The sequence below is a fragment of the Marinomonas sp. ATLA20 genome, assembly GCF_057180105.1.
Map to the genome: position 1 here is coordinate 312732 of NZ_JBXUKU010000002.1, position 15613 is coordinate 328344.

Annotated in this window: 15 protein-coding genes and 1 tRNA gene; 8 read left to right on the forward strand and 8 right to left on the reverse strand. The window is 44.3% G+C overall.

Annotated features, from left to right (window positions below; translation table 11 throughout):
- Positions 1 to 18: 18 nt before the first annotated feature.
- Positions 19 to 1242, reverse strand: coding sequence for a bifunctional phosphopantothenoylcysteine decarboxylase/phosphopantothenate--cysteine ligase CoaBC (coaBC, locus tag AC2A4J_RS05895; RefSeq protein WP_484175298.1), 1224 nt, complete (start codon positions 1240 to 1242; stop codon positions 19 to 21).
- A gap of 137 nt (positions 1243 to 1379) precedes the next feature.
- Between coaBC and radC the strand changes: the two genes are divergently transcribed.
- The gene (gene radC, locus AC2A4J_RS05900) at positions 1380 to 2054 is read left to right on the forward strand and encodes a RadC family protein (protein WP_484175299.1); all 675 of its coding nucleotides are present in this window, start codon (positions 1380 to 1382) and stop codon (positions 2052 to 2054) included.
- Positions 2055 to 2626: 572 nt separating this feature from the next.
- Here the strand turns inward: radC and AC2A4J_RS05905 are convergent.
- From AC2A4J_RS05905 to AC2A4J_RS05915, 3 genes are all read right to left on the reverse strand, one after another.
- On the reverse strand, positions 2627 to 4522 hold the full coding sequence (locus AC2A4J_RS05905; protein WP_484175300.1) for a methyl-accepting chemotaxis protein: 1896 nt from the start codon (positions 4520 to 4522) through the stop codon (positions 2627 to 2629).
- Between the two features lie 73 nt (positions 4523 to 4595).
- Positions 4596 to 5894, reverse strand: a complete 1299-nt coding sequence (locus AC2A4J_RS05910; protein ID WP_484175301.1) for an SLC13 family permease — start codon at positions 5892 to 5894, stop codon at positions 4596 to 4598.
- A gap of 39 nt (positions 5895 to 5933) precedes the next feature.
- Positions 5934 to 6758, reverse strand: coding sequence for an amidohydrolase family protein (locus AC2A4J_RS05915; RefSeq protein ID WP_484175302.1), 825 nt, complete (start codon positions 6756 to 6758; stop codon positions 5934 to 5936).
- A 167-nt stretch (positions 6759 to 6925) separates the two neighbouring features.
- Here AC2A4J_RS05915 and AC2A4J_RS05920 point away from each other — a divergent pair, with 167 nt between their 5' ends.
- Together AC2A4J_RS05920 and AC2A4J_RS05925 are read left to right on the forward strand one after the other, a co-directional pair.
- A complete protein-coding gene (locus AC2A4J_RS05920; RefSeq protein ID WP_484175303.1) occupies positions 6926 to 7663 on the forward strand; it encodes a GntR family transcriptional regulator in 738 nt (245 codons plus the stop codon).
- Between the two features lie 115 nt (positions 7664 to 7778).
- Positions 7779 to 8108 (forward strand): DHCW motif cupin fold protein, encoded by a 330-nt coding sequence (locus AC2A4J_RS05925; RefSeq protein ID WP_137169199.1) that lies wholly within the window; start codon positions 7779 to 7781, stop codon positions 8106 to 8108.
- Between the two features lie 92 nt (positions 8109 to 8200).
- On the opposite strand, the gene AC2A4J_RS05930 is transcribed toward AC2A4J_RS05925, so the two are convergent.
- Entirely contained in the window at positions 8201 to 9145 is a 945-nt protein-coding gene (locus AC2A4J_RS05930; protein WP_484175304.1) for a GlxA family transcriptional regulator, read from the reverse strand.
- A 125-nt stretch (positions 9146 to 9270) separates the two neighbouring features.
- On the opposite strand from AC2A4J_RS05930, the gene AC2A4J_RS05935 reads away from it, so the two are divergent.
- The 3 genes from AC2A4J_RS05935 (at position 9271) to AC2A4J_RS05945 (ending at position 11134) form a co-directional block, all read left to right on the forward strand.
- Positions 9271 to 9789 carry a cysteine hydrolase family protein gene (locus AC2A4J_RS05935; protein WP_484175305.1) on the forward strand — a complete coding sequence of 173 codons (519 nt, stop codon included), beginning with the start codon at positions 9271 to 9273 and terminating at the stop codon, positions 9787 to 9789.
- Positions 9790 to 9963: 174 nt separating this feature from the next.
- A tRNA-Ile gene (locus tag AC2A4J_RS05940) sits at positions 9964 to 10040 on the forward strand.
- Positions 10041 to 10321: 281 nt separating this feature from the next.
- Complete coding sequence (locus AC2A4J_RS05945; RefSeq protein WP_484175306.1) at positions 10322 to 11134, forward strand: TOBE domain-containing protein; 813 nt, start codon at positions 10322 to 10324, stop codon at positions 11132 to 11134.
- An 11-nt stretch (positions 11135 to 11145) separates the two neighbouring features.
- Here the strand turns inward: AC2A4J_RS05945 and modC are convergent, their stop codons facing one another.
- The 3 genes from modC to modA are packed head-to-tail and all read right to left on the reverse strand — an operon-like array spanning position 11146 to position 13711.
- The gene (modC, locus tag AC2A4J_RS05950) at positions 11146 to 12258 is read right to left on the reverse strand and encodes a molybdenum ABC transporter ATP-binding protein (RefSeq protein ID WP_484175307.1); all 1113 of its coding nucleotides are present in this window, start codon (positions 12256 to 12258) and stop codon (positions 11146 to 11148) included.
- A 2-nt stretch (positions 12259 to 12260) separates the two neighbouring features.
- Positions 12261 to 12944: a molybdate ABC transporter permease subunit gene (modB, locus tag AC2A4J_RS05955; RefSeq protein WP_114412330.1), complete on the reverse strand. Its 684-nt coding sequence runs from the start codon at positions 12942 to 12944 to the stop codon at positions 12261 to 12263.
- Between the two features lie 8 nt (positions 12945 to 12952).
- On the reverse strand, positions 12953 to 13711 hold the full coding sequence (modA, locus tag AC2A4J_RS05960) for a molybdate ABC transporter substrate-binding protein (protein WP_484175308.1): 759 nt from the start codon (positions 13709 to 13711) through the stop codon (positions 12953 to 12955).
- 33 nt (positions 13712 to 13744) lie between these two features.
- Here modA and AC2A4J_RS05965 point away from each other — a divergent pair, with 33 nt between their 5' ends.
- The gene (locus AC2A4J_RS05965) at positions 13745 to 14041 is read left to right on the forward strand and encodes a hypothetical protein (protein WP_484175309.1); all 297 of its coding nucleotides are present in this window, start codon (positions 13745 to 13747) and stop codon (positions 14039 to 14041) included.
- 50 nt (positions 14042 to 14091) lie between these two features.
- Complete coding sequence (locus AC2A4J_RS05970) at positions 14092 to 15483, forward strand: L-cystine transporter (protein WP_484175310.1); 1392 nt, start codon at positions 14092 to 14094, stop codon at positions 15481 to 15483.
- The last annotated feature ends 130 nt before the right edge of the window (positions 15484 to 15613 follow it).

The window sequence follows — 15613 nt, forward strand, 5'->3', positions numbered from 1 at the left end:
CTTAATGTATTAATGCTGTTAAGACGAAGACTTAATATGTTGATGAATAAACTCAACGAGTTGGTTTGCTAGTTCGCTTTTTGCGGCTTTGTCAGGTGACCAAGTTTTGTCTTTGGTAATCACTGTGACTTGGTTTTCATCTTGGTTAAAACCAATGTCGCTGCGCGAGACATCATTGGCGACAATAATATCCAAGCCTTTTCGTTCTAGTTTGCTTTTCGCGTATTCGATCACATTTTGCGTTTCAGCGGCAAAGCCCACTATGGTTTTTGCGCGCTTGTGTTGGGCAAGTGTGGCGATGATGTCTGGGTTTTTAACTAGCGTCAGAGTCACTTCTTCTGTGTCGGACTGCTTTTTCATTTTTTGGTTGCTGGCAGCTTTCATTTTAAAGTCAGCCACGGCAGCGGCCCCAATGAACACATCCGCTTGAGCGCTCATGCTTTGCTGGCAAGCCGCTAACATTTCATCAGCGCTTTTTACATTGATAATATTTGCATTAGCAGGTGTGGATATTTGTACTGGACCACTGATTAGTGTGACTTTCGCGCCACGAGCAATCGCCGCAGCGGCAAGAGCATAACCCATCTTGCCTGAGCTGTGATTGCTGATAAAACGAACTGGGTCGATGGCTTCCATCGTCGGGCCTGCGGTAATCACCCAATGCTGGCCAGTTAGATCTTGTTCTATAGACGAGCCTTGGAAATGCATAATAACAGCATTGAATATATCGCTCGGTTCACTCATTCGCCCAGGTCCAATATCTCCACAAGCTTGCGCGCCATCAGCGGGCCCAATGTTTAAAACGCCTCGCTCATTGAGCAAGTACGCATTGGCTTGTGTCGCCGGGTGTCGCCACATGGCTTGGTTCATCGCAGGGGCAAGCAAAACCGGCGACTCTGTGGCGATGCACAAGGTACTTAATAAGTCGTTTGCCATGCCTTGAGCATAACGGGCCATAAAGTCGGCAGAGGCGGGTGCAATGACGATTAAATTAGCCCATTTTGCTAGCTCTATATGCCCCATTCCCGCTTCCGCATTGGGGTCTAATAAAGTGCTGCGTACTGGGTGGCCCGAAATGGCTTGCAGTGTCATCTCGGTCACAAAAGCTTTTGCACCGTCGGTTAATACAACTTGCACCTCAGCACCAGCCTTGGTCAATAAGCGAATTAACTCTATGCTTTTATAGGCTGCGATGCCGCCTGTAATGCCTAATAAAATGCGTTTTTGAGCGAGATTTGACATAAAAAACTTCTCAATTCGATCTGTGATAGATAAGGTTACAAATAAGGCAGGAAGCCTTTTGCGGTTGTTTTACATCACCGCTTTGCTATTTGCATGTCTAAATATGAGCAAGATTATCATGTATCAAGGAGTAGATCATGAGTATTAAGCATTGGCCAGAGCAGGAAAGGCCACGTGAGAAACTAATTCACCAAGGCGCCGGCGCCTTAAGTGACTCTGAACTGTTAGCTATTTTTCTTCGCACCGGAACCCAAGGAATGAGTGCTGTTGAGCTGGCTCGGCAAGTATTGTCTCAGTTTGGTGGACTACGTTCCTTAATGTCGGCGAGCCGTGAAGAGTTTTGCCAAGGGTTTGGCTTAGGGGATGCAAAATATACTCAACTGCAAGCTGTACTGGAAATGTCTAAGCGCCATCTGCAAGAGCAGCTAATGCGCGAAACCGTGTTTACCAGCGCGGAACACGTCCGAACTTACCTTTCTTCCCAGCTACGTCACTCTCCGCGAGAAGTCTTTGCCGTGCTTTTCTTGGATACGCAACACAGATTAATTCGCTATCAAGAGCTTTTTATGGGCACCATCGATGCGGCTGCGGTTTATCCTCGTGAAGTTGTTAAAGCGGCTCTGCAATACAACGCTGCAGCGGTAATCCTCGCCCATAACCATCCAAGTGGTGTGGCCGAACCGAGCCAAGCGGATATCAGTATTACCGATAAAATCAAACGTGCATTAGACCTCGTCGATGTGCGATTGCTCGATCACTTTGTCGTCGGTGATGGTTCGCCTGTGTCCTTGGCAGAAAGAGGGTTGGTGTAGACTTTAAGTTAAGGTCCTTATCTAGTTACTTTATTTGTTTTAAACGCACTTAAAGTAACTGCATGAGGATTTTCCTTGTAAGCTGCTTAAATGCATACTCAGGTCAAACTCAGATGCCAGTGTTAGAGTTCTTTGGAGTCTAATGTGGCAATGGCTGACTTAGATTTATGCAATAGTTATCACACTTTGAATAAAAAACATGAATAAGAAAAAGCCGAGCGGCGCAGCGTATTACTAAGCAAATCATTGAGGGCGTGAATCTTCTACAAACATTTATGGTCTGCCTCGTTATTGCAAATAATATATTCGATAATGAGGTTGTCTATTTTTATACTTTTCATGTTTGGAAGATCAGATAATCACTGTGCGCTGCAGTTAATGTCTCCACACCTTGTATCGACATAAGTAGTTGGGCGTTGCTGTTATGATTCCAATGACTTTAATTTTAAACATGATGGTTCGCCTCTTTGTTTAGCCTACCCTAAGCATAGCTCATGGGGGAGGCGGACTATTTAAAAAAGCCCCTTGCGGGGCTTTGGTTGAAATAAGATTCAATTTTTAGTGTTACAAGCTTAGATCTGGAACTGGCCGACTTCGCTGTCTACTTGCTTGGCAAGTTGGTTAAGTCGTTTTGATTGTTCTACACCCGTTTTACTTTCAATGGCTAAATCGGCAGCCACTTGGCGAATGGTCTCGCTGTTTTGGCTGATTTCATTGGTCACCGCTGTTTGTTCTTCTGCAGCGGTAGCAATTTGCGTCGCCATGTCTGAAATACTGATGATGGCATTGGCAATTTCTTCTAGGCTCTCTGTCGCTGCATCAGCATCCGCAACACTGGTTTGTGCTTTGGCGCTGCTGTTTTGCATTGAAGTAACCGCTTTTGATGTTTGCTCTTGTAGCAGCTCAATCATTTTTTGAATTTCTTCGGTCGAAGCGTGAGTACGTTGAGAAAGCGTACGCACTTCATCTGCAACTACAGCAAAGCCTCGGCCATGTTCGCCGGCACGAGCGGCTTCAATCGCGGCATTAAGAGCTAGCAGGTTGGTTTGCTCTGCGATGCCTGTAATGGTCGATAGAATGCCACTAATTTGTTGAGCGTGATTATCTAATTCAGAAATTTGTCCAGTAGCAAGGCTCACTTCATTGGCAAGTTGGTGAGTCGAGTTACGACTTTTTTGTACTTGTGCACTGCCTTTTTGGCCGAGTTCAACAGAGTGACCAGCGGCTTTGGCTGTTTGCTCGGCGTTGCCTGCGATTTCGTGAGTTGCAGCCGCCATTTCAGTAACAGCAGAAGCGACCATGTCGATTTCTTGCTGTTGAGTGGTAACACGAGAGGCGCTTTGAGTCGATGAGTTCGACACATTTTGAGCTTCGTTTGCGACGTCTTTAGAAAGTACTTTTAAGCGTTCAACCACACCATGCATGTGACCCACAAAGTCATTAAAGCCTTGTGCTAATACACCAATTTCATCGTCACGTTTTACTTCTATACGAGCGCGTAAATCGCCTTTGCCTTTAGATATATCTTGTAGGGCTTTAGAGACGCGCGTTAAGTCACTAAATATCACTTTGAATAACCAATATAAGAAACAGCTAAATGCTACGAGAAGGACCAATGCAGTGATGATCTGACGAACCAATACTTTATAAACAGGCGCCATTAGTTCACTTTTGTCCATGGTGAAGACTAATGTCCAATCTGTATTAGGGATATTCTGAGCGTAAGCAAATACCTCTCGGTCATTTAATGTTTCTTCGGCTAGCCTATCTTCTTTTGCAAGTTTGGACAGCGCACGAGGTGCGAAAATAGAGGAAATAGATTCGGCTTTTTTCATTACCATGTCTTTGTCAGCATGGGCAATAATGTCGTTGTTGGATGCGACCATCATGGCAGAGCCAGAACCTGGAATCTCAAGCTCAGCAACCTGTTTAGACAATTGATCCAAACTTAGATTTGCGCCGACCGTACCAAAGTTTTGGCCATTCTTTGTGACGGGATTCGTTAAGATGATCACCAATTCTTTGGTCGTAGAGCTTAGATTTGGGCCAAGAATACTTGGTTGGCCAATGCTCATTGCTTCTTGATACCAGCTCTTTTGGCGAGGGTCGTAACCCGGACGTTTCGCGTCTAACGCTGGGTCTTGACGATACATTTTGCCATCATTATTACCGTAATAGGTTAAGGCAAATTTACCACTGTCATACGCTTGTTTAATCGCGATGTAAGGTGATTGCTCAGGTGCTCGTTCTAGCGTGTTAGCAAGCGAAGCCGCAATGACTTTTCGGCTGTTCAGCCACTCGCTTGTGTTATCGCCATAGGCTTTTGAGAAATGACGAACATCTTTAACTAATGAATCGCGCATTTGCTGCGTCAGAGAAAGGGTCGTTTCTGTGACTAGATATGCCGTTGTGATAACAACAGCAAGAATGCTGACACTCAGTATCCGAGTGCGCAAAGAAAGAGTCATGAGGGTATCTCCATATATGTAAAAAAAGGCGCAGCATCACAGTGATGCATACGCCCAAAGAGGTTATCCGTTACTAAAGCATAAAAGTGATTAGCAAATTAAAGAGTAGGGCCGCAGCAAAACCCAGTGGGGCAGCGCGGAACAGAAGTTGAGGGAACAGTTTCGTTCGACTTTCTTCTGTTGGGCAAGCGCCTAGAATCAAACTTCCTCCAGAAGAGAAAGGCGATATGGCTGTGGCCTGAGCACCGACTACGATACAGATGAATAGCATCATCGGATCCAATGACAGACTTTGTGCAATTGACGGTACGATTGGGAAAAGCGCTGGCGTAACCACGCCCAATGTACTGGCAAAAAGGGACATGAAAGCAGCAACAATACCGAATACAACGGGCACCAAAGCGGCTGGGATTGAAGTACCAATCCAAGAGGCAAGGTCATTGATTGTACCGGCTTTTATCGCTACCGAGATCAACATACCTACGCCACAGATCATAATAAGCGTTGACCAAGGCACAGAGGCAATGGCTTTACGCTCGTCTCCAAGTTTCAATAATAATGCGATAACAGAGAACACGCTGGCGATTAGGCCTATGTTCATCTTGGAATTAATAAAGTTAATCGTCTCATTATCAGGCAATAGAAGATGCGAAATGGGTGCAAGTAGTACTAAGCCCATCATGATAAGAGTGAGTATAAAGGTTTGTGATTGCTCTTTATTGAATGGCGTAGGGCGTTCTACTTGGAAGTCATTTTTGGCGACATTAGCACGGTGCTTAGTGAAGAACACCAATGCGGTAATCACAATTAACGGAATAACCGCGGTGCTTAAGAAGATGCCAATAGAGTTTATGAAGGCTTGGTTTTCGGTAACACCAGCGCTGGCCATGATACCGCGGAAGATAATGCCGCTTTGGCTAGACATGAAATTCGCGCCAGTTAATGCGCCGTAACCAACCGACATAGAACCAATTACCATGCTCATGCCTGTCCGTTGGCAAAGTAATAGCGTGATAGGCGCCATAAAAGCTAAAACTGTGTAGTAGCCTGCTCCAAGCGCAGAAACGATAGTTGTCGTAATATAAATTGCGTACGGCAACAAGTGAGGAAAGCGGCGGCAACGATACATAAGATGCTCGGCTAGCTTTTCTAACGTGCCATTAATAATGGCAAAACTGTAAAACAAGGACACAGAGAAAATGATGAAGAAGATCTTCAGCGGCCACATTTTAATGATGTCGTTAGGACTTAGTCCAAGCGCAAAACTACCAATTAAATAGGCAAAGGCAATGGCAAAAAGTCCGATATTAATTCGGGTTTTATAACCAAGGATGATGGATAGTAGGATTGCTCCAACAACAAGTAGACTCATTTTTATGCTTCTCTTTTACTGTTCTTATTTGGTTGGCGGTTAAAACTTAAATAGTTTGCTTGGGTTAGTAACCAGTACTTTATTCCGCTCATCCATGCTGGGCAGTAAATCTTCCATAAAATCGTATTGTTCTTTGTAATTTGTCTGCGCTTCAAATTGTGTGTTTGGCCAATCACTGCCCCATAAAAAGTAGTCTGAATGACCATAGGCTGAACGCAGGATTGCTAGCATTTCTTTTGCTTGTTCTATGTCGGCATTGCAGCGGTAGGCCGCCGACACTTTTGTCCATATTGGTGCGCCACTGCTTAATAAGTCTAAAAAGTCTTGGTGAGCTGGGTTGGATGGATCTATTCCTCCATCTGTACGAGCAAAATGATCAATGATCACTTCGACGCCGGACTCTAGAATAGCTGGTAAAAAAGTCGCCAAATCGTCGATTTCGCGCTGGATCTCCACGACCCATTTACGTTGCGCCAATTTGCTTAAGAAGGTTTGCCAAAGGAGAGATGTGTAATTCTCTAACGGCTTTTTAATTAAGTTGAGGCGAATACCAACCACTCCATTAGCGTCTAACGCATCCAATTCACTATCGCTAATAGTGGAATCAACAACAGCAATGCCTTTTAGCTTTTCAGGGTGTTGACGTAATGCTCGCACCATAAAACTGTTGTCAGTGCCTAAAAAACTAGGCTGGACCAACACGCCATGAGAAATACGATGACCTGCTAAATGCGTTAAGAAGTCTTCAGGCAGCGCATTATAGTCTGGCGCGTACCTGCGTTCAGCAGTCATAGGCAAATCAGTGCGAAAAATATGCGCATGTGTGTCGATGCCTGTTACTGGCAGATTGGTGTCGGAAATCATTAAAAAACCTTTACCTGCATGTTGTTAAATTTATTGGTGTAAGGATAAATGTATACTTATGTAATTCATATAGATGAATATATGTTTATATGAATATTAAGTCAACAATCATAGACGCTTCGCTACGCTGGGATTAGAATGGTGTAATTTACTAAAGAGAGAAGAAAATGGCGCTGTTTAAGCATGGGCGGGATCATAGATTGCCGCTGTATCAACAGGTACGTGATGAATTGCTAGACAATATTAGTTCAGGAGCTTGGTTACCGGATGTGCCAATTCCAACGGAAAGTGAACTAACAAAAAACTATGAAGTGGCTATCGGTACTATTCGTAAAGCGGTAGATACCCTAGTTAACGATGGCTTGCTTTATCGTAGTCAAGGTCGTGGCACTTTTGTGCGTCGTCCTGATTTTAATGCCTCTTTGTTTCGCTTTTTCCGTCAAATGTCTTCCGATGGGCGTTTTGTTATGCCCGAAAGTCAACTGCTGTCCAGAACCTTCAAAAATCCACCACAGCAAGCCGCTGATGCCTTAAAAATAAATGTTAATGACAAGGCGATTTGTCTCGAACGTTTGCGTTTATTGGAAGCCCGCGTGGTATTAACGGAAGAGATTTGGCTGCCTGCGTCATTATTCACTAGTTTGATCGATTTAGAATTGTCTGAGTTTGGTAATTTGCTATACCCATTTTATGAGCAACAATGTGGGCAGCTTATCGCTTCGGCGAAAGAAACCTTAACGATAGCCTCTGCCAGCACGAGCATTGCTATGGCTTTGAACACGGTGGAAAATAGTCCTGTTGCTGTTATTGAACGAGTGGCTTATGGCTATGACAAAACGCCTTTAGAATACCGAATTTCTCATGGTTCGGCAGAGACATTTTGTTACCAAATAGAGATCGCTTAAACATTCAATATAGTACTTGACCTTACTCGTCTGCTAACGCTTACTACTTCTCATGTTATGCCGCTGAAATAGAGCGGCATTGTTCTTGTTAGTAGAAGGATTTTAAGGCGTCGTTATGAAGATTACAGATTTACCCTTTGGCGTAACAGATTGGCAAGGTGTCGAAAAAACGACCCACAAAGGTGAAAGCGGTTTTGCCTATTGGCAGACCAAGCAGTTCGGCGATATTCGCGTTAGAATTGTGACCTACTCTGCTGGGTATTTAGCGGATCATTGGTGTACCAAAGGTCACATTCTTTTTTGCATGAGTGGCGAGCTGAAAACAGTATTAAAAGACGGTCGTACTTTTGTATTATCTGCGGGCATGAGTTATCAGGTAGCAGATGATGCCGAGCCGCACCGTTCATCAACCTCTGAAGGCGCAACGCTGTTTATCGTTGATTGAGTTGTGTCGATAGAATTATCTCCACTGAATAGTAGCGATTGAGAGCAAAGCAAAACTCTTTTTGGTTTTGCTTTTTTTAGCTAACCGCTTAATTAGCCAGATATTGACGATACAAAACGCTGACGAAACGCACTGGGTGTTAACCCCATTATCTTCTGAAAAGCTTTACGGCAACTTCCCACATCTTCATAACCCACTTGCAGCGCAATACTTTCGAATGGCAATGTTGTTTGCTCCAACGTATCGCAAGCAGCCTGAATACGAACGCGCTGCAGATATTCATTTGGGTTGAGTTCTGTGCATTTTGAAAAGCGTCTTAAAAAAGTTCTTGGTGTGAGCTTTGCCAAAGCGGCCATACTTTCGATGCGTTGCCGTTTGGCAAAATGCCCTTGTAGGTGATGCTGAACGGTCAGAATCGCGCCGTCGCCGTGATCGAAATTTGGCTGAAACTGCTGATAATAGCGCTGTTCTCTGTTGCCTGTATCAATTACCAAGGTTTTGCCTAGCTGACGAACGATATGAGCATTGGTGAGAGCTTGTACTAATTCCAGCGCCAGATCCATCCAAGACATCATGCCGCCAGCGCTAATGATATCGCCTTGATTGATCAAAATCTTAGACGTATCTATTGCTTGTTTCGGAAAGCGTTCCTTGAATAACGTTTCTAGTGCCCAGTGCGTCGTCAATTGGCGTTTATCTGTGAGGCCAGTGTAAGCCAAAAAGAACGCGCCAGCGCAGGCACTGCAAAGTATGGCGCCTTGTTGATGCTGTGCGATTAAAAAATCATTGATGTCGATATTCATTTCGCCATAACTGGCTTTATTTAAGCTAGGGGGCAACAAGACTGCGTGATAGTGCGATTGCGTGCCTAAGTCTTTCTGTAGATCTGCCTCGTTTAAAATATGCGTAGTGATACGAACTTCTAAATCTGATTCTTTACAGGCTTCATTAGCTAGCTCGAATGTTTCTGCAAAACCATAAACAGCTGACAAAAGAGAATGAGGATAAGCAAGCACAGCGATTTGATAGTGTTTCAAGGATTTATCCTGTTTGTCATTTTAGCCTTCTAATATGTCAAATTTGACACTGTAATGGAATCCATCGTTTTGCGATTCTAGTATTCTTGATACAGTCTTTGTAAACAACAGAATAGGAGCCAACAATGAGCCGCACCGCATTATTAGTGATTGATCCACAAAACGACTACTTCGCTAATGGTAGCTTTCCTCTATGGAATGCCGATGAAGCCCTAAAAGAAATACTTAACGCTATTCAAGCCGCGAAAGAGCAAGATGCAGCTGTGATCCTTGTGCAACATGTGGCTGCAAGCGAATCACCGTTATTTGCTGAAGGCAGCGAAGGGGTGAAATTACACCAAGCTATCTTAGATGCCGCACCAGATGCGCCTATCGTAACAAAAACACACGCCGATGCATTTCAAGAGACAAATCTAACGCAACTGCTAGAAGAACTGGAAGTCGACCGCTTGGTTTTCTGTGGCATGATGACGCAAAACTGCGTAACGCATACCGCCATTTCAGGTGCCGCCGACCCTTATCAAGTCAGCATCTTGCCCGATGCTTGTACTACTCGTGAACAGCTACTGCACCTAATTGCCTTAGAAGCGATTAAGACCAAAGTGACCTATACCGAAATAAAGTACGCTTTTGAACGAGTTTAAATTTGCTTGTAGCGATAAATCGAAAGCGCGAAAAGGCAGAAAACAAAAGGGCTAGGCAAGTGGTTGATTGAAAAACAGCCTGTTTATCAACCACTTTCGAAAATTTATTACACATAAATTGCATCGACTTCTTGGCAAAAGGCAAGCATATCGCTATAATCTGCAACGCTTTTAGGGCCTGTAGCTCAGTTGGTTAGAGCATCCGACTCATAATCGGCAGGTCCCCCGTTCAAGTCGGGGCAGGCCCACCATATAAAATAAGCCCCGATAAGTTAGTGAAAACTGACGTATCGGGGCTTTTTTATTGCCTACGATTTTTTGGTGTTCTAATAGATGGCCTACACTAAATTGTGTAAGCCATTACCCTCACTTTCATATCGACTGATATGTCATTAATGCTTTCTCGACATTAAGTTTGTTACTTCTTCTCGTTGGTTTATCTGATGATGTTTTTTAATACCATGGGTATTAAAATTGTCTTTAATATAAACTGGTTAGTAAGATTTTAGATGCGATTAGCACACAGGTGTTTATGACGGATAAGAAAACAGCATTGGCTGGGTTAAAGGGGGAGGTTTTCCTATTAACCGAGCAGCATAAACCTTTTGCGTCGGCGCAGATTGAGTTGCTGGCGGCAATTGATGCGTGTGGTTCGATTTCTAAAGCGGCAAAGCAGGTGGGGATCAGTTATAAAACCGCTTGGGATCGTATTGATGCGATGAATAATATGTCGGCTCAGCCTTTGGTAGTTCGCTCTACGGGTGGTGCGCAAGGTGGCGGAACGTTGTTAACCGAGTTGGGCCATAGGGTGATTTCAGGCTTCCAAGCCTTGCAGGATGAGCATCGAAAATTCATTGAACGCTTAGGCGATAAACTGCATAACCTGAACGATGTGGCGAGTTTTATGAGGAGTGAGAGTGTGAGAACCAGTGCAAGAAATCAATTTAGAGGCACGGTTAGCAATATTATTCTTGGGGCTGTGAATACTGAGGTTGAGCTGGATATTGGCACTGATCAATCCATTATTGCGATGATCACTCAGGAAAGCGTTGAGCAGCTTGGGTTAGAGAAGAACAGCGATGTGGTGGCTTTGATTAAGGCATCCTCAGTGATTTTAAGCACGAATACCAAGGTGGTCACCAGCGCTCGTAATAAGTTGGTCGGTACGATTTCTCGTTTGTTGCCAGGTGCGGTGAATACGGATGTGACATTAGACATTGGCGGTGGTAAGTCTGTGTCTGCTGTTATCACGAATATAAGCGCAATAGAGCTAGAGCTGGAAGTAGGGCAAGCAGCCTGTGCCTTGTTCAAAGCGCCAAGCGTTATTCTACTGAAAGATGAGTGACGCAGGTTCGATTATCTGACCAGTGCCACGCTTTTAATTTGCGCCCAGAGCGTCTTTCCTGCTACCAAGGCTAGGTGATCAACGGATCGATAGGTCAATCTTGCAATAAGCGTGTTTTGCTCTGTCTGTAAGCGGACTAACGCCATGGCAGGGTCTTTGTCGGCAACAATATCTAGCACGGTGACGGACAGTCGATTCAATATGCTGGAATCTTCATGACGCGTAAGCGTTAGACTCACATCGGTGGCGAGTATTCTGACTCGAACCTGCTGTCCAAGACTGTCGCCGTTGTTACGAATCCATAAGTCACTGCCAGCACAAGATACTTTTGATAAGTGCCATTTCTCATCTTGTTCGACAATCTGGCCTTGCCAGATGACGCCAGTGTTATTATTAAACAGCAATGGTGATGTTAGTTGTGAGAAAACCTCTTCTACCTGTCCTTGAGTGGCGACTTCGCCATCTTCCATCAGTACAACATGATCCGCTAGGCGCATCACTTCTTCGACTGAGTGACTGACATACAAAATGGGCGTGTTGAGCGTGGACTTCAGCTTTTCTAGGTACGGTAAAATCTCTTGTTTTCTTGCATTATCCAGTGAGGCTAAGGGCTCATCCATCAGTAATAATTTGGGTTGAATCAATAAGGCACGCGCGATAGCAACACGTTGTTTTTCACCGCCAGACAGTTGCTGTGAATTATTCTTTAGTATGGATTCAATGCCCATTAAGTCGATGACTTGGTCATATAAACCAGTTGGTAAGGGAATACCGCTGCGTTTAATGGCGTAATCTAAATTGCCTTTTGCGGTTAAATGGGTGAAAAGGCTGGGTTCCTGGAAGACATAGCCTAATGGCCGTTTGTGTGTCGGTAGGAAAAAATTATCGTTTTGCCATGTTTCCCCCTTCATCACAAAATACCCTTGTTGCGCTTTCTCTAATCCGGCAATACAGCGCAATAGGGTGGTTTTTCCTGAGCCTGATTGCCCGAAAATAGCGGTGACGCCACTGTCTGGCAACGTGAGATCGACGTTTAAAGCAAAGCGAGATTTTGGGTGCTGTAGGTGAAATTTAGCGTGCAGGTCTTGTTCTTTGTTTTCTATAGCGATTTTGTTGGTTGGCATGGCTATTTCGCTCCCCATAGTGTGTTTTTTCGTTGGAAGCTATAAAGGCTGAGCAACACCACAAAAGAAAAGATGATCATGATGGCGGCGAGTTTGTGAGCTTGATCATATTCCAAGGCTTCAACATGGTCATAAATTTGTACGGATACCACGCGAGTTTGTCCAGGAATGTTGCCGCCGATCATTAAGACAACGCCAAATTCGCCGACCGTGTGCGTAAATCCTAAAATAGCCGCGGTAATAAAGCCTGGTTTCGCTAATGGTAAAACAACGGTAAAAAAACGATCCCAGCTGCCTGCTCGCAAGGTGGCGGCCACTTCTAATGGTCGTTCTCCAATGGCTTCTATGGCGTTTTGTATGGGTTGCACGACAAAGGGCAGAGAATAAAACACAGACGCCACGATTAATCCCCAAAAGGTAAAGGGCAGTGTTCCTATACCTAATTCTTGGGTCAATTGACCAATAAAACCATTGGGACCCATGGCGATTAGTAGATAAAACCCTAGCACGGTTGGCGGTAACACCAGTGGTAAGGCAACGATGGCGCTAATTGGCCCTTTTAGGCGGGAGCGGGTTCGTGCCAGCCACCAAGCGATGGGTGTTCCAATGAGCAGTAAAATAACAGTAACAGTTGTCGCTACTTTAAAGGTTAGCCAAATGGCTTCTAAGTCTGACGCAGAAAGCATATTGGCTGTTATTCCGTTTTATAACCGTATGAATGGATGATGTTACGGGCTTTGTCGCTGCGTAGATAGTCAAGCAGACCTTTTGCTGCGGCGTTATTGTCTGCCTTTTTCAATAGCACGGCATCTTGGCGTATTGGGCTGTATTGATCCGAGGGGATAATCCAGCTTGAGCCTGATTTAATGTGTCCTTTGCTCATTATTTGTGACAGGGCGACAAATCCTAAATCGGTATTCCCCGTGCTGACAAATTGATAGGTTTGCGAGATGTTTTCGCCCATTACCCATTTTGATCGTGTCTTTTCTGTGAGTCCTAAGCCTTTTAGCACTTCCATTGCTGCGACACCATAAGGCGCCAGCTTTGGGTTGGCTAAGGCCAGTTTATTAAAATCTCCGTTTTTTAAACGAGCGGCATTGTTGTCGATGAAATCGGCTTTAGACGACCACAAAGCCAAGGCGCCAATGGCATAGGTGAAGCGACTGTTTGGGATTATGGCGCCTGCTTTTTCTAAGGCATCGGGTTTGTTTTGATCCGCGGATAGAAAGACATCAAAAGGTGCGCCATGTTGGATTTGAGCAAAGAATTTACCGGAAGATCCGAAGGATAAAATAACTTTATTGCCGGATTCTTCCTCGTATTGTGTGGCGATGTCTTTCATGGCGGCAGTGAAGTTGGATGCAACGGCAGCGTGGACTTCTTCGGCATAGCTCGAAGGGCTAAACATCAAAACACTGAGTAGTATGGTGCTGAGAGAGTTAAATAATCGCATGGTTTTACCCTGATCTACCTGTTTGGAAATAGGATGAATATCGATGCGTTATATATTGCGTTATATAGCGAAGTGGCGCAAGAAGGATTGTGCTTTGTTGGCGTTCTCAGTCAGCTTGGTTTTTTTCATGACTCTTTCTTGGTGAGCTTGATCGAAGGGATTTCCAAGATGGTATGGCTTGTGATTTCTGGATGTGTTTATAAGGCGTTCAAGTTTCTTCCTTATTCGTTTTTCTTATATAAGGTAATGATTTTTCCTTCTTATCCATTTAGTCAAGATTTTGTTAACATTGCCGCAACTTGTCGGTTTTCAGTGTTTATTGATGTTTAGATAAGCAAGGAGCCGGTGTTCAATGACTAATTTGTTAAGGTTTTTTCTCCATGTTGTATCCCATTATTAACTTAGCGGTGTTCGCTTTGTTAATCGCGTTGTTGTTCAAACTGCAAAAAGCGAAAAAGACGTTATCGACTCAAGTATTCACTGGTTTGGGTTTGGGTGTTGCCTTTGGTGCCGCATTGCAATTTATCTATGGTGTTGGCAGTACAGAAGCTAACGAAACATTAGAGTATGTGAATATCGTCGGTTATGGCTATGTTAGCTTGCTGAAGATGATCATTATGCCGTTGATTTTAGTGTCTATCATTGGCGCGATCGTCAAGGTGAAAGACACGGGCTCATTGGGCAAAATGTCTGGCGGTATTATCGGTATCTTGTTGGCGACCACTGCGGTTTCTGCTTTGATCGGTGTTTTTGTCAGTAATCTATTTGGTTTGTCGGCTGATGGTATTGTGCAAGGTGCTCGCGAAATGGCGCGTGGTGCGGCATTGGAGACACGTCTTGATGGTCTGGCTAGTGTGTCATTTGCTGACATGATTACATCTTTCTTCCCGGGCAATCCTTTCGCTGATTTAGCAGGCAGTCGTCCTACCTCTACTATTGCTGTAGTTATCTTTGCTGCGTTTGTTGGTGTGGCTGGTGTAACGGTTGCTCGTAAAGAGCCCGAATTAGGTGCGAGTTTTGAACGTTTTGTTGATGTAGCTCAATCTATTGTTAGAACCTTGGTTCGTATGGTGTTAAGCCTTACGCCATATGGTATTTTGGCGCTGATGACTAAGGTGGTTGCTGGTTCTAATGTCGATGACATACTGACGTTACTGAACTTCGTTGTGGCGTCTTATGTTGGTTTGGCGCTTATTTTAGTGATGCATTTATGCCTATTGGCATTTAATGGTATTTCACCGCTGCGTTACTTTAAGAAAGTCTTGCCTGTATTGTTATTCGCTTTCACCTCTCGCTCTAGTGCGGGTACAATTCCACTGAATATTGATGCTCAGGTTAAACGCCTTGGTAACGGTGAAGGTGAGTCAAACTTCTCAGCATCTTTTGGTGCGACGATGGGGCAAAATGGTTGTGCTGGTTTGTACCCAGCTATGTTGGCAGTGATGATCGCACCAACAGTGGGCATTAATCCGTTGGATCCAAGCTTCATCATTTCATTGATTGCTATTGTAACCATCAGTTCGTTTGGTATTGCAGGCATCGGTGGTGGCGCAACATTTGCGGCCTTGATCGTATTGTCTGCGCTGGATATGCCTGTTGCGTTGGCTGGCTTATTGATTTCTATCGAGCCTTTGATCGATATGGGTCGTACCGCTGTGAACGTTAATGGTGCCATGACCGCAGGCAGTATCACCTCGAAATGGCTTGGTCATACTGACTCGAAAGTGTTTGAACAAGATGAAGTGCCAGAAGCTGAACTGAAACACAGTTAATGGCAGAGCGTTATTTTGTTTATATAAAACCACCTTCGGGTGGTTTTTTTGTTTTCAACATATCGAATTAAATAGACATCTAGGAAGTATGAAAATTACTTGAAATCTAGATAATGTAAAAAAAATAACT